Below are 14,413 nucleotides of genomic sequence, written 5' to 3'. Positions count from 1 at the left end.
ACGGCAATTTCAAACCAGCCCCCTGATCGGCTCGCCACGGGTTAGCACGCTGAGCAGGCTCGGCGGCAGGCCGTCGGTCACTCGCGCCTCCCCCACATCCACCAGCGTATGCATGATGGTGGCGATCAAATCAGGAATCGTGACCGGCTCTGAAGCGGGCTCTCCGCCATTGCGTGCTGACTGCCCGATGACCTGGCCCATCTTCAATCCTCCCCCATAAATCATGAGCGGTGCCAGGCCGCCCCAGTGATCGCGCCCGCCTTTGACATTGATCTTGGGCGAGCGCCCCATCTCACCGCAGCAGACGAGCATGATCTTTTCACTCAGACCGCGTGATTCAATGTCCTCGATCAAGGCGGAAACCGCGTGGTCAAACGGTCGTCCCACGTAGTCCATCCCGGTGCGGCACGGGGCATTGTTGTTATCGGCATGCATGTCCCACACAAAGCTCGTCGTGACGGTGACAAAGCCGCAGCCGCGCTCGCACAACCTCCGCGCCATGAGCAGCAGCTTGCCAAGCGTTGCGGCATTGTCGGCATAATGCTCGCGATTGTTCCATTGCGCACTGATGCGGTCTTTGGGCAGCAGCGGAGCAGTGTCGTACCGGGCGATAAGTCGCGGATCCTCTTTGGAAAGATCAAACGCATCTGACACACCGCGCCGCAGCACATCGAAGGCAAGCGTTTGAAATTCCGCCATGCCAGCAACGGACTGGCTGCCGTCCATGGTGCGCTGCCATTGATCCAGCGAAGCAAGCAATGCGCGGCGGTCATCCAGCCGGTTTTGCGGCATGCTCAGGGTCATGTCCGCCTGCGCACCACTGCCTGCACCAGGCACAAAGGGCTGGTAAGTCGCCCCCAGTTCACCGCTGGAGGTGAAGTCGCCGAATTGCTTGATCACAGGTCCTGCCGTGGCTAAAACCGCCTGCGGAAAGAGCGCCACATTCGTCGGCATAGCGCTGCTTTTGCGCAACGGCCCCGCCATGCGTGAATACAGCGAGCCCAGATTCGCCTTCATCGTGTCTTTGCCGACGATGGTCTTGATGTCGTGCACCGCATCTCCGGTGACGAAGGACCTCACGATGCTGAACTTGTCCGCCAGCTTGGCCAGCCGCTCAAACGTGCCGCCAAATGTCACCCCGGGCAGCTTGGTTTTGATTTCGCCCGTGACGCTGCGGATCTCCGAAGGCGCGTCCATTTTTGGGTCAAAGGTTTCGAACTGCGACGGCCCGCCGTGCATGAACAGAAAGATGACCGACTTGTCCTTGAGCAGCGACTTTTTGGAAGCCGCCAGCGACTTGAGCGCCATCAGATCACTCAGCCCAAGCCCGCCCAGTCCCAGGCCACCAATGCGCAGAAAATCACGCCGCTGAAGGCGCGAAGAACCGTGGCTGTGGTCGGAGAAGGTGAGCATGTCCCTGCCAAATACGCCGGCAGGGAGGCACTCCTTCCTGATTGTGCTTGCCACCCTGCATCCAGTTCGGGATGCTCGCCGCCATCATGCGCATCACCCTTATGATTCTTGCTGTCGGCTTGCTGACCCTGGAGGCCGCCGCCGACTCCACCGAATGCCTGCACTGCAACAAGCATTTCCTACCGCAGCCGCTGAAACTGATTCCGGGCCGCAAATATGCACGGGATCGCCGGGCGGACATTCTGCATGTGAAGCTCGATGTGACACCGGATTTTGCCAAGCGCACGATCTCAGGCACGGCGACTCTACGTTTCAAACCGATCGCTCTTCCTTTGAACAAACTGGAGCTGGATGCGGTAGATTTGAAGATCGCCTCCATCACGGCCTCTGGTGCGCAGGTCGCGGAGCATCAGGTCACGGAAGACAAACTCATCATCACCTTCGCGAAGGCAATTGCACCTGACGCTGAAGCGACGGTCACCGTCACCTATTCTGCGGTGCAGCCAGATCACGGCCTGTATTTCCGCACGCCGGAGATGGGCTACAAAGCAGGCGACACGCAGGTGTGGAGCCAGGGAGAGGCCGAGGAACATCGCTTTTGGTTTCCCAGCTACGATTACCCCAATGAGCGCTTCACCAGCGAGGTCATCTGCCATGTGCCCAAGGGCATGCAGGTCATCTCCAACGGCACACTACAAAGCGAAAAGCCCGGCAATGATGGCCTCACGACCTTTCACTGGCTGCAGGACAAGCCGCATGTGAACTACCTCATCGCGATGACTGCGGGCTACTTCCACAAGCTGGAGGACAAGGCGGGAAATCTGCCCCTCGCCATGCTGGTGCCTCCATCGCACACTGCGCAGGCGTCAAACGCTTTTACCGACACCCGCAAGATCATCGAATTCTACCAAAAGGAAATCGGCGTGCCGTTTGCCTGGGATAAGTACTATCAGGTTTACTGCCTCGATTTCATCGCCGGCGGCATGGAAAACACGAGCTGCACCTTCGAAGCCGCTGACATGCTGTTCAACTCCGACACCGAGCAGTTGCGTTCCCTGCACGAACTCGATGCGCACGAGACCGCCCACCAGTGGTTCGGTGACCTCGTCACCTGCCGTGACTGGTCGCACCTCTGGTTGAACGAAGGCTTTGCCAGCTACTACACCATTCTCTATGAGGAGCAGAAACTCGGTGCGGATGCGATGAAGTACGCCCTCTGGAAAGAAGCCCAGCAGGTGTTTCAGGCGAACGACACCCGCCCCATCGTCTGGCGCGACTATGGCGACCCGATGCAGCAGTTCGACTCCCGCGCCTACCCAAAAGGTGCCTGGGTGCTGCACATGCTGCGCAGCCAGCTCGGCCCGGATTTGTATCGCAAATGCATCCGGACATATCTTGAGCGCCATCGCAACAGCATCGTGCGAACTGAAGATCTGCAAGACGTCATTGAAGAAATCAGCGGACTTTCGTTTGATCAGTTTTTCGACCAGTGGCTCTTCCACGGCGGCGTGCCGGAATTGAAAATCGACTATGCATGGGACGCTGCTTCAAAACAGGCCCGGATCACCGTTCGGCAGACTCAGAAGCTCAGCGAACAGGTGCGCCTCTTCCGCGTGCCGCTGCCCGTTGGCTTTGCCATCCCCGGACAAAAAGAGCTGCTGCGTGTCAAAGCAGACGTCAGCAAAGAGGTGGAAGACTTTTATTTCCCCCTGCCCGCCCAGCCGGAACTGGTGCGCATCGATCCCGACTACACCGTGCTGGCCAAAGTCGCATTCACACCGCCGGGCCCCATGCTCGACAAGCAGCTGCAATCTGATGTCCTCGGCCGCCTGCTCGCCATCAGTACACTCGACGACAAACACATCGACAAGCTCGGCAAAGCACTGCGTGAAGATGCCTTCTACGCCGTCCGCGCCGAGGCAGCGAAAGCACTCGCGAAAATCGCCGAACCCGAAGCCCGGGCGGCATTGATCGCAGGCAGCAGCAACCAGCCCGACGCACGTGTGCGCAGGACCGTGGTGCAGTCTCTTGCTGCACTGAACACAACCGAGTCGCAGGAAACCCTGTGGAAGATGGCCCAGAGCGGAAAGAACCCCGACATTCTCGCCAGCATCATCGAAACCTGGGGTGCACGCCCCGGAAATTCCGCAGTCGCCGCTGAACTTCGCAAGTACCTGAAAGCAACCAGCTACAACAGCGCGCTTCAGCTTGCAGCAATCAGGGCGCTCCGTGCTCAGGATGATGAATCCGCGATCCCAGATCTGCTGGCGCGTCTGCAGTCCCTCAATGATCTCCGTGGTCGCGATGCTGGCATCGCCTTCGATGCAGTCGCCTTCCTCGCACGCCGGCCCACGAACGCGCAACGCGATGCCGTGCGTGAATTTCTCTCCGCCAAACTCACCGACCCTCGGCCCAGCTGGCGTATCGCCAGCGCCAAGGCCCTCGGCACGCTGCGCGATCCCAAGGCCCTCGCCGTGCTAGAGCCGTTGCTCGCCAGCGGCAATGCTCGCATTGATCCCGTGCGTGAGGCTGCGGCCAAATCAGTGCAGGACATCCGTGCGGGCTTGGAGAGCCCCGCCGATTTGAAAAAACTCTGGGACCGCGTGCAGCAGTTGCAAAAGCAGGCCGAGGAACAACAGAAAGAGCTCGAAACCCTGAAGAAAAAATCACAGCCAGCCGCCGCCGAAAAGAAAGCGGGCAAGTAAACCACCATGCGATTCCCACGCCTTCTCACCATCGCCACCAAAGTCGTCAAAGACACGCTTATCTCGCTGCCGACAGAAATTCGCAATGAGGCAGGAGACTGCCGCATTGAGCTGACGGAGATGGATGCCCTGATCGATATTGATGAGGATCTGGATCCCGATCTGCTGGGGCTGTTTGAAGGTCTCTCCCGTAGCGATGGGTTGCCGGAAACTCCGGACGAGATGCCGCGGATCCGCCTGTTTCTGGACAACCTCTGGGACGAGTGCGCCGGCGATCTAGCGACCTACCGTCACGAAGTCCGCATCACCTTCCTGCACGAACTGGGCCACTACCTCGGGCTGGATGAAGACGAGGTGGCGGCGCTGGGGCTGGAGTGATTCACCCCATCTTCCGCCGTCCGTGCAGGGCCTGATACAGCGTGAGTTCATCCACATGGTCGAGTCCTCCCCCGGCAGGCATGCCCTGCGCCAGGCGAGTGACGGCGATGCCAGCCGGACGCAGCAGATCAGCAATGTAGCTGGCGGTGGCCTCCCCTTCGACATCTGAGCCTAGAGCAATGATAACTTCCTCTGTATGGAGGTCCCGCACACGATTGACCAGCGACTCCATGCGCAGGTCTTCCGGGGTCACATTGTCGAGCGGCGAAAGCCTGCCGCCGAGGACGTGGTACAAGCCTTGAAATGCGCCTGACCGCTCCATGCGCAACACATCTGCAGCCTGCTCGACCACGCAAAGTTGGTGCTGCTGACGGCGCGGATCGTGGCAGAGCAAACACTCGCTGTCGCTTTCAATGAAGAACCCGCAATCATCGCAGGGTATGATGCGCTCCCTGGCCTCCAGCAGCGTGTTGGAAAGCAGGGGGATGCGCTCATCACTCTTTTGCAGCAGCCAGATCATGAGACGCTCCGCGCTGCGCGGTCCCAGACCCGGCAACGATTTGAGCTGGGCGACGAGGCGCTGGATCGCAGGTGGATAGTCGATACGCACGGCAGAAAAACTCAGGTCACCGCTAGCTTGCGCGAATGTTTGGGGGTCTCTTTGCCCGGCGAAGATTTTTCCTTCAGAGCCAGATCAACGCGGTCCATGAAGTACTTGAGCGGCGCGTCCTCACGGCCCTCGATGACGGCACTGTTGAAGCTTTCCTGCGCCTGCTTCAGATCGCCTTTGCGATACTGCACCACGCCCTGCCAGAAGGAATCACGAGCGCGGATGTCCGGCTCAGGCAGCGTGCCTTTTTCGGCAAGCAGTTCATACACCTCGCTCATCTGGCTGGAACCCACGGTACTGACCATTTCCATCGGGCGCACCTCAGCATTGTCCTTCACCAATGCATACGTCCTCGCGCTCAAAAGCACCTTGCTGCCGTACTCGGCGTTCAAGGCGCACAGCTGCGAGGCAAAATCGATCACATCACCCACGGCGCTGAAGCTTTCAAAGTGACTCACTCCAAACAGACCGCAAACTGTCGGCCCGGTGCTGAAAGCCACACCAATCTGCGCCTTCTTGCCGAAGCGCTGCTCGATCTCTCGCGTCAGAGTGGCCACGTGGTTGCGCAGCACGGCGGCCACCTGGACGGCATGCAGAGCATGATGCTCGTCTGTGAGCGGAAATCCAAAGAAGACACGCACCTGCCGCGCATTGCAGTCATCCAGATAGGCCCCGCGCTCGATGAGAAACCCTGAAATGCTGCGCTGAAAATGCGTGGCCAGCTCTTCGAACTGCGATGCCTCGATGCCCGTGGCAAGCTCCCCATGATTCAACAGGCGGCAGGTCAGCACGGTGATTTCACGGCGCTCCGTCATCTTTGCGGGATTGTTTTGATCCGCGAGCTCTTCAAACAGACGCGTGGACAGTCGCCCAACAAAATAGTCGCGCATGACATGGCAGCGGTAGGCATTGACCGAGCCACCCACGGCAATTCCTGCGATGCCTGCGAACCACAGCGCCAGCGATCCCGATATGGGCTCAAACAAAACGCCGCTCATGGCCATGATGCAGGCAAAAGTGGTCGTGAGGAAGGTGCCGCCGAGAAGGAAAGCAAAACGCCGCCACTGTGAGGGCATCTCAATGCAAACCCAGGCGCTGATGAAGGCCATGCATGTGTAGTAGCCGTATTGCAGCCAGAGCATCTGCTTCAAGCCGTCGGCCGGCAATATAAAACCGCGCGCATACAGCACTGCAAACCATTCGGCCGTGGCTTTGAAATAACCAAAATGATACAAGGCCAGCAACGGGATGCAGACCAGCACGCCAATGAACATGGCGGCGACATGATTACGATTCATGGGCAGGAGTGTCAGGGGTGATGTCGATGATGTTGTTGTTGGAAACCGGCTCCGGCTGGCTGCGGCAGGCGTTTACGACGAGCTCGCTGACATACTTGTCGGGATTCGCGATGGCGTCCGGAGTGATGACAAAGCTCGTCGCGCCTGTGCTGCGAGTGACGAGTTTGAGGCCAAAGGGATAATCTTTGAAGAGCTTCGCGCACATGGCCTCCACATGCAGGCCTTCACGCTGAGCGCGGGCGGCGACGGCTGCAATAGCTTCACTGTCAAAGTTGAGCTGGAAGCCATGCTCACGCTGAAAGCGTTCCGCAAAAGCTCTGACCTCACCCGCATGGGCGGCACCGAGTTCTCTGAACTGGCTGACGGCTTCGGCGCGATATTTGGCAAGCACTTGCTCCGTCTCCTTCACGAGCGCGCCATCGACCTGCAATTCCGGCAGCCCCAGGCTGGGCATTTCAAATTTAAAGTCACGCAGCACGCGCTCCCAGGCGGTGACAAGACCCCGTGCACCGGTCTTTTCATCCTCTGCGCGACTGGCTATCTCGCGCAGGGCATCGTCCTTGAAGACGGCCTTGACTCCGTAGGCGGCAAACTCGCGCTCATACTGGCGGATGAGGCTGCCCTCGGAGTTTTTCATGATCTGAAACATGTCATCCGCGCTCAGCGGATCACACACCACACGCACAGGCAGACGTCCGATGAACTCCGCCTCGAAGCCGTAGTCGATGAAGTCCTTCGTGCGTGCTTCACGGAACAAATACTCGGCGGAGGTGTCTTTCGTGTCTGCGGAAACGAAGCCGATGGACTTCCGGTTCGTGCGCTTCTCGATGATCTTTTCCAGACCGCCAAACGCACCGCTGACAATGAAGAGGATGTTCCGCGTGTTCACCACCTCGCGGCCGGTTCGGCCTTTGCGGGTGTCAAACATCATCTGCATCTGGCTGCGGATGTCGTTCGGCGCGTAGAGGGCCACTTCGGTTTCCTCCATGAGTTTGAGCAGGGTGGTCTGCACCCCGCGCCCGCTCACATCGCGCCCGAGTCTTTCGGGGCCGCTGCTGAGCTTGTCGATTTCATCGAGATAGATGATGCCGTGCTCCGCGAGCTCGATGTCGCCATTGGCTTTCGCCACGAGATCGCGCACCAGATCATCCACATCCGCGCCGACGTAGCCGGTTTCGCTGAACTTGGTCGCATCCGCCTTCACAAAGGGAACGCCGATAAGATCGGCGATGTGTTTCACGAGGTAGGTCTTCCCGACGCCGGTGGGGCCGATGATGATGACGTTCTGCTTGGAGAATTCGAGCTTGGCACCGCCGGAGTTCGACTCTTGGTCATCCCGTAGCATCTGCGCGTGGTGGTAGTGATCACACACCGCCGTGGCGAGCACTTTTTTGGCTTCATCCTGGCGGATCACGAAACGGTCGAGATGGGCCTTGATGTCGGCAGGGCGGTAGTTGAACTCAAAGACCCGGCCATGGTCGGGCTTGGCCTCTTCGACGGGCTTCTCCTCGCCTTCCGGCATGGGACGTCCTCCGGGGCCTTCCACGCGGGTGAAGAGCACCTGGCCGCCCAGGGTGTTTTTGATGAAATCCTCCAACTTGCGCGTGATCTCTTCCGGACTGCCGGGTGCTTTGGGTTTTTCGGTCTCTGGGGGTTCAGGCGTGGGATCGCTCATGGGGGTGCTGACAGTGCGCGAGGCGAAGCCCGCTGACAAGCGGCACGATGCGTGCTCTGGAGGGGCGAGAAATGACCTATTTCAGGGTTGCATGGCCCCCATGACAACCCATACTCCGCCCCCCGCAATATGTCCGCACCCGTCAAAGTCGCCGTCGTAGGAGCCAGTGGTTACTCTGGAGCAGAATTGCTGCGCCTGCTGCTGCGGCACCCAAACGTGGAACTGGTGGCTGTGACCTCGCGCTCTCTGGCTGGAAAAGCCCTGTCCAAGGAGTTTCCACGCTTCCGCAGTGTGGGCGTGGCCGATTCACTGACCTTCACCGCGCCTGACGCCGCAGCCTTGAAAGCCGCCGGTGCCGAGATCGCCTTTCTTGCTCTCCCTCATGGAGTTTCCGCCGAGTATGCCAAGCCCCTGCTGGGGCTTGGACTCAAGGTGATCGACCTCAGCGCGGACTTCCGTCTGCGGAGTCCGGCGCTGTATGAAGAATTCTACGGCCACGCCCATCCTGCACCTGAACTGCTGGATGAAGCCGTCTATGCCCTGCCGGAAATACGCGCGGAGCAGATCAAGACCGCACGACTCATCGCCTGCCCCGGCTGCTACCCCACCAGCATTCTGCTGCCCCTGCTTCCACTGCTGAAGGCTGGCCTGCTGGCAGAGTCCCCCCTCGCCGTTGCCAGCATGAGCGGAGCCAGTGGTGCCGGACGCAAAGAAAGCATCCCCCTGCTCTTCTGTGAGGTGCAAAACAGCGTGCGCAGCTACAGCGTGCCGCTGCACCGGCATCTGAGTGAGATCGGACAGGAGCTTGCCATCGCTGCGGGTCGTGAGGTGAAGCTCTCCTTTGTGCCGCACCTCATGCCCACGCATTCGGGTATCTGCACCACGACCTTTGCGCAGCTGCAGCCGGGAGTCACGATTGACCAAATCAGCGCCGCACTGCATTCGGCCTACGATTCCGCACCCTTCGTGCGTTTGCTGGGGGTGAATCAGTCTCCAGACACCAAAAACGTCACCGGCACCAACTTCGTGGACATCGGATGGTCCTATGACGCCCGCGCAGGGCAGCTCATTTTGATGAGCACCGAAGATAACATCGGCAAAGGCGCCTCCGGCCAGGCTGTACAAAACATGAACCTCATCTGCGGCTTTGAAGCCACCGCAGGCCTGCTGTACGTCTAATTTTATGGCGACCAAAGCACACGACGAACGCGAATGCCGCGTCTCATTCAAAGTCATCGACGGCGGCGTGACCGCCGCAAAGGGGTTCCGCGCCAGCGCCGTGACCTGCGGCATCAAGAATCCTGAAGCCACCCGCCTCGACCTCGCGCTGATCGTTTCAGACGGCCCAACGACGACGGACGCAGTCTTCACGACGAACAAAGTCCGTGCCGCCTGCGTGCGCGTCTGCCAGCAGCACATCAAGGAAAGCGACACCCGTGCAATCATCGCCAACAGCGGCAATGCCAACGCCTGCACCGGCGTGCAGGGCATTCAGGATGCCAAGGCCATGACCAAGGCCGTGGCTGAACAGCTCGGCGTGAAAATGCGCCAGGTGCTCGTCTGCTCCACCGGCATCATCGGCATGCCGATGCCCATTGAGCGTGTCATTGTCAAAGTGCCCGACGCGGTGGCCAAGCTGAAGTCCGATGGTTCCGAGGATGCCATGCGTGCGATCATGACGAGCGACACGCAGCCCAAGTCCTTCGCGGTCGATGTGCCCTGCGGCAAAGGCAGCTTCCGCATTGGCGGCATCGCCAAAGGCGCGGGGATGATCTGCCCGAACATGGCCACCATGCTCTGCTTCATCACCACCGATGCAAAGGTCGGCAAGGATGAGCTGCACCGCTCCATGCGCTACGCCGTGGAGAAAAGCTTCAACTGCATCACCATCGACGGTGACACCAGCACGAACGACACCGTCATCGTGATGAGCAACGGCCAGTCGGATGCGCCAACGATCAAAAAGGGCTCGCCCGAGGCGGAGCTCTTCCGCTGCGCGCTGCACAAGGTGATGCTGGAACTCGCCAAGATGATCGTTTGCGACGGCGAGCGCGTGACCAAATTTGTCGAGATCCGCGTCCGCAATGCCCGCACGCTGGCCGATGCCCGCAAGGTGGCCGAGACCGTGGCCAAATCCCTCCTTGTTAAGTGCTCCTTCCATGGCTGCGACCCGAACTGGGGCCGCATCATTCACGCCGTGGGTTATTCCGGCGCGCGCATTCGTGAAGAGCTCATCGACATTTATTTCGGCGGCCTGCAGGCTTGCAAAGGCGGACTCGTCAACCACACGCCTGTGGCGGAACTGGAAAAGGTCGTGAAGGAACCGAAGTTCACCGTCACCATTGATCTCAATCTCGGCACCAGTGGCTACACCGTTTACACCAGCGACCTGTCCGAAGAATACGTGGATTTCAACAGCTCGGAATACTCCGCCGCCGTTCATGCGAAACGCCAGAAAGGCTTCGCTTGATCGGTTCACGCAGTCACCTTCATCGCGATGAATCCACTCGACGCTCAAATCACCAAATCCGCCGTACTTCTTGAAGCCCTGCCCTACATGCAGAGCTTCCGTGGCTGCACCTTTTTGATCAAGGTCGGTGGCAGTGCGATGGAAGACCCCGTGCAGGTGGACTCCTTTCTGCGTGACGTGGTTTTCCTCGAAGCCGTGGGCATCAATCCCGTCATCGTTCACGGTGGAGGCAAGGCGATCTCGAAGGCCATGACCGAGTCCGGTCTGCAGGCCAAGTTCATCAACGGCATGCGCGTCACTGACGACGAAACGATAAAGATCGTCGAGGAAACTCTCGCCCGTGTGATCAATCCGGAGATCGTGACCAAAATCAACGCCTTTGGCGGCAAGGCCGTCGGCATCCCCGGCACGGAAGTGTTTCTGGGCGAAAAGATGAAGGGCGATCTCGGCTGGGTCGGCGAAGTCAACGACTGCAAGCTCGGGCTGATCCAAGCTGCGGTGGCGGGTGAGTTTGTCCCCGTGGTTTCCCCCGTTGCCCGTGAGCTTGCCTCTGGCAAAACGCTCAATGTGAACGCCGATCTCGCAGCCTGTGGTCTGGCCAAGAGGCTGAAGGCTACAAAGCTGATCTTCCTCAGCGACGTACGCGGTGTGATGCGTGATCCAAAGGACGACACCACGCTGATCCCAAGCCTCGACGAGGCATCCATCGCCAAGCTGAAAGCAGACGGCATCATCAGCGGCGGCATGATCCCCAAGGTGGACTCTTCGCTCGATTCCCTTCGCGGTGGCGTGGGCAAGGTGCATCTCATCGACGGCCGTCTGCCGCATGCGCTGATTCTCGAAATCTTCACCGACGGCGGGATCGGCACCGAAATCCATTTGTAATCCTGAGATGAGAACGAGTGATCAACTGATGCAGGAGTTTGTCCTGCCCAACTACGGTCGTTACAACGTTTGGCCGGTGCGTGGCGAAGGCCCGTACGTCTGGGATCGTGATGGAAAAAAGTATCTCGACTTCGCCGGTGGCGTGGCCGTGTGCCCGCTCGGTCACTGCCCACCCACAGTGGTGAAGGCGCTCACGGAGCAGGCAAACACGCTGATCCACGTTTCAAACTGGTACTGCATCGACAAGCAGGCCGAACTGGCACGCATTCTCGTCGAAGAATGCGTCGGTATTGCGGGCAAATGCTTCTTCTGCAACAGCGGTGCGGAGGCCAATGAAGGCCTGCTCAAGCTGGCGCGCAAATACGGCCAGCAGACAGGTGGTCGCTACGAGATCATCACCTTCACCGGTTCCTTTCATGGCCGCACCTTCGGTGCCATGACCGCCACGGCGCAGGAGAAGATCCATGGAGGATTTGGTCCGCTGCCGCCGGGCTTCGTCTATTCGCCATTCAATGACATCGCGGCACTCGAAGCTGCGATCACCGACAAGACAGTCGCCATTTTGCTGGAACCCATTCAGGGCGAGAGCGGCGTGAACGCTGTCACGCCCGAGTTCCTGCGCGCCGCTCAGCGCTTGTGCCGCGAGAAAGATCTGCTCCTGCTGCTGGACGAAGTGCAGTGCGGCTTTGGCCGTGCGGGCGAGATGGCCGGCTGGCGCAGCATCATTCCAGGAGATGAAATCCAACCCGACGGCATCAGCTGGGCCAAGGCCATTGGCAGCGGCTTCCCGCTGGGTTCCTTCTGGGTCAATGACCGCCGCGACCTGAGCAAGACTCTCGGCCCCGGCACGCATGGCACCACCTATGGCGGCTCGCCCCTCGCCTGCGCCGTGGGCATCGCCACACTGCACACGATTTTGGACGAGCATCTCTGCGACAATGCCAAAACGCGCGGGGCCGCCATCGCAGCCGCAGCGTGCACTTGGAATCACGTGCTGATCAAAGAGGTGCGCCAGCTCGGCCTGTTCATCGGCTTTGAACTCAATGCCGAAGCCATCGCCGCGAAATCCGGCGGCAAGCTGCCCTCCATCTTCCTTGCTCAGCAATTGCTCGATGCCGGCATGATGGTCACCCCCGCCGGCCCCAATGTGGTGCGCTGGCTCTCCCCGCTGAACATCACCGCAGCCCATGCCGACGAAGGGCTCGCCATCTTCAAGAGCGTGCTCGATCAGCTCGCGTAAACCCCGCCAAGATATGAAACACCTCCTTTCCATCGAAGAACTGACCCGGGAACAAATCGAGAGAATCGTTAATCTGGGCTGCGTGCTGAAAAAGGACCGCAAGGCATCACCTCAGGTGCTCACCGGCCAGCAGTGGGCGCTGATTTTCAGCAAGTCTTCGACACGCACGCGGGTCAGCTTTGAAGTCGGCATTCGCGAACTGGGCGGTGCAGTGATGTTCCTCTCCAGCGCCGACATCCAGCTGGGCCGCGGCGAGCCGATCAAGGACACCGCACGGGTGATGGGCCGCATGATTCATGGCGCGGTCATCCGTACTTTCGCCCAGCAGGACGTGGTGGACTTCGCCAAATACAGCGGCATCCCCACGATCAACGCCCTGACCGATGACGAGCATCCCTGCCAGGTGCTGGCGGATTTGCAGACGATTCAGGAACGCCTCGGCGGCTGGAAAGGCAAACGCATCTGCTTCCTGGGCGATGGCGACTGCAACATGGCCCGCTCCTGGATCTGGGCCTCCGTGCATCTCGGCTTTGAACTCGTCATCGGAGCCCCCAAGGCGTTTCAACCGCAGGAAAGCTTCATGCATCGTGTGCCCGGCAACACCGTGAGCATCGTCGATGATCCCGCCGAAGCCGTGGGTGCCTGCGATGTCGTTTACACCGATGTCTGGGTCAGCATGGGCAAGGAAGCCGAAAGCGCTGACCGCATCGAGACCCTCAAGCCCTGGCAGATCAACTCCGCCCTCATGAAACACGCCAACCCTGGCGCCCTCGTCATGCACTGCCTGCCCGCTTACCGCGGCAAGGAAATCACCGAGGAAGTCATGGAAGCCCACGCCGATTTGATCTTCGATCAGGCAGAAAACCGTCTGCATGCGCAGAAGGCCATCATTGTGGAGCTCACGCGGAAAAGTTGATTCCAACCATGAGCCCCCCCGTCACCGCCAGCAGCCCTCTCGGCGTTTTTGACTCCGGCGTTGGCGGACTGACCGTCGTGCGGGCGCTGCGGGATCTGCTGCCAAATGAGTCGATCGTTTATCTCGGTGACACGGCTCGTGTGCCGTATGGATCCAAATCCCCGGACACAATCCGGCGTTTCTCGATGGAGGACACCCAGTTCCTCGTCTCCCATGGCGTGAAGGCCGTGGTGGTGGCCTGCAACACAGCCACCGCGCATGCCCTGCCGCTGCTCCAGTCCACGTTTCGCGTTCCGGTGATTGGGGTGCTCGGTCCCGGGGTGGAGGCAACTCTCGCTGACGCCACATGCGAACGCGTGGGCATCATCGGCACGGCTGGCACGATCCGCAGTCATGCCTATCAGCACGAAATCGCCATGCGGCGGCCAGACATCATGATCGAGGCGCGCGCCACCCCGCTCTTGGTGCCGTTCGTGGAGGAGGGTTGGACCGATCATCCGGCGCTCAAGTCCGTTCTGCGTGAGTATTTGAAGCCAATGCTCGACAAAGGCATCGACACCCTGGTGCTCGGCTGCACCCACTATCCTCTGCTGATTCCGGTGCTGAAACGCATTCTCGGGCAGAAAGTTCGCCTGGTGGACTCCGCCAGCACCTGCGCGGCGCATGTGAAAGCCAGCCTCGAACAAGGCGGCCTGCTGCGGACGATCAAATCGAAACCCACGCTCGACATCTACCTCACCGATCATTCCGAACAGGCGGAAAACCTTGCCAAGCGCTTTCTGGGCACAGATTTCGGCAAGGTGAAGAAGGCCGTCGTTTGAAG

At 59.8% G+C, this 14,413-nt stretch carries 12 protein-coding genes; 8 read left to right on the top strand and 4 right to left on the bottom strand.

Going from position 1 to position 14,413, the window contains the following annotated elements:
• Positions 1 to 9: 9 nt before the first annotated feature.
• A complete protein-coding gene (locus WAW39_RS08905; protein WP_422317914.1) occupies positions 10 to 1,413 on the bottom strand; it encodes a DUF1501 domain-containing protein in 1,404 nt (467 codons plus the stop codon).
• An 86-nt stretch (positions 1,414 to 1,499) separates the two neighbouring features.
• On the opposite strand from WAW39_RS08905, the gene WAW39_RS08900 reads away from it, so the two are divergent.
• Positions 1,500 to 4,118 carry a M1 family aminopeptidase gene (locus WAW39_RS08900; RefSeq protein ID WP_422317912.1) on the top strand — a complete coding sequence of 873 codons (2,619 nt, stop codon included), beginning with the start codon at positions 1,500 to 1,502 and terminating at the stop codon, positions 4,116 to 4,118.
• 6 nt (positions 4,119 to 4,124) lie between these two features.
• Positions 4,125 to 4,496, top strand: coding sequence for a metallopeptidase family protein (locus tag WAW39_RS08895; RefSeq protein WP_422317910.1), 372 nt, complete (start codon positions 4,125 to 4,127; stop codon positions 4,494 to 4,496).
• 1 nt (position 4,497) lies between these two features.
• On the opposite strand, the gene recR is transcribed toward WAW39_RS08895, so the two are convergent.
• Genes recR through WAW39_RS08880 form a run of 3 tightly spaced genes read right to left on the bottom strand, consistent with a single transcriptional unit; the run spans position 4,498 to position 8,079 of the window.
• Positions 4,498 to 5,106 carry a recombination mediator RecR gene (gene recR, locus WAW39_RS08890; protein WP_422317908.1) on the bottom strand — a complete coding sequence of 203 codons (609 nt, stop codon included), beginning with the start codon at positions 5,104 to 5,106 and terminating at the stop codon, positions 4,498 to 4,500.
• Between the two features lie 11 nt (positions 5,107 to 5,117).
• Positions 5,118 to 6,404, bottom strand: a complete 1,287-nt coding sequence (locus WAW39_RS08885; protein WP_422317906.1) for an adenylate/guanylate cyclase domain-containing protein — start codon at positions 6,402 to 6,404, stop codon at positions 5,118 to 5,120.
• Entirely contained in the window at positions 6,394 to 8,079 is a 1,686-nt protein-coding gene (locus WAW39_RS08880; protein WP_422317904.1) for an AAA family ATPase, read from the bottom strand. The genes WAW39_RS08885 and WAW39_RS08880 overlap by 11 nt, the downstream gene beginning before the upstream one ends.
• A 129-nt stretch (positions 8,080 to 8,208) precedes the next feature.
• Here WAW39_RS08880 and argC point away from each other — a divergent pair, with 129 nt between their 5' ends.
• Genes argC through murI form a run of 6 tightly spaced genes read left to right on the top strand, consistent with a single transcriptional unit; the run spans position 8,209 to position 14,411 of the window.
• Positions 8,209 to 9,258, top strand: a complete 1,050-nt coding sequence (argC, locus tag WAW39_RS08875) for an N-acetyl-gamma-glutamyl-phosphate reductase (protein ID WP_422317902.1) — start codon at positions 8,209 to 8,211, stop codon at positions 9,256 to 9,258.
• A gap of 4 nt (positions 9,259 to 9,262) precedes the next feature.
• Complete coding sequence (argJ, locus tag WAW39_RS08870) at positions 9,263 to 10,549, top strand: bifunctional glutamate N-acetyltransferase/amino-acid acetyltransferase ArgJ (protein ID WP_422317900.1); 1,287 nt, start codon at positions 9,263 to 9,265, stop codon at positions 10,547 to 10,549.
• Positions 10,550 to 10,576: 27 nt separating this feature from the next.
• On the top strand, positions 10,577 to 11,434 hold the full coding sequence (gene argB / locus WAW39_RS08865; RefSeq protein ID WP_422317898.1) for an acetylglutamate kinase: 858 nt from the start codon (positions 10,577 to 10,579) through the stop codon (positions 11,432 to 11,434).
• 7 nt (positions 11,435 to 11,441) lie between these two features.
• Entirely contained in the window at positions 11,442 to 12,674 is a 1,233-nt protein-coding gene (locus WAW39_RS08860) for an aspartate aminotransferase family protein (RefSeq protein WP_422317896.1), read from the top strand.
• Positions 12,675 to 12,687: 13 nt separating this feature from the next.
• Positions 12,688 to 13,590 carry an ornithine carbamoyltransferase gene (argF, locus tag WAW39_RS08855; protein WP_422317894.1) on the top strand — a complete coding sequence of 301 codons (903 nt, stop codon included), beginning with the start codon at positions 12,688 to 12,690 and terminating at the stop codon, positions 13,588 to 13,590.
• 8 nt (positions 13,591 to 13,598) lie between these two features.
• Complete coding sequence (gene murI, locus WAW39_RS08850; RefSeq protein WP_422317892.1) at positions 13,599 to 14,411, top strand: glutamate racemase; 813 nt, start codon at positions 13,599 to 13,601, stop codon at positions 14,409 to 14,411.
• Positions 14,412 to 14,413 lie beyond the last annotated feature (2 nt).

This window comes from Prosthecobacter sp. (assembly GCF_049294395.1).
In the GTDB taxonomy this organism is placed as follows: domain Bacteria; phylum Verrucomicrobiota; class Verrucomicrobiia; order Verrucomicrobiales; family Verrucomicrobiaceae; genus Prosthecobacter.
This window is presented reverse-complemented; position numbering and strand designations above follow the sequence as displayed.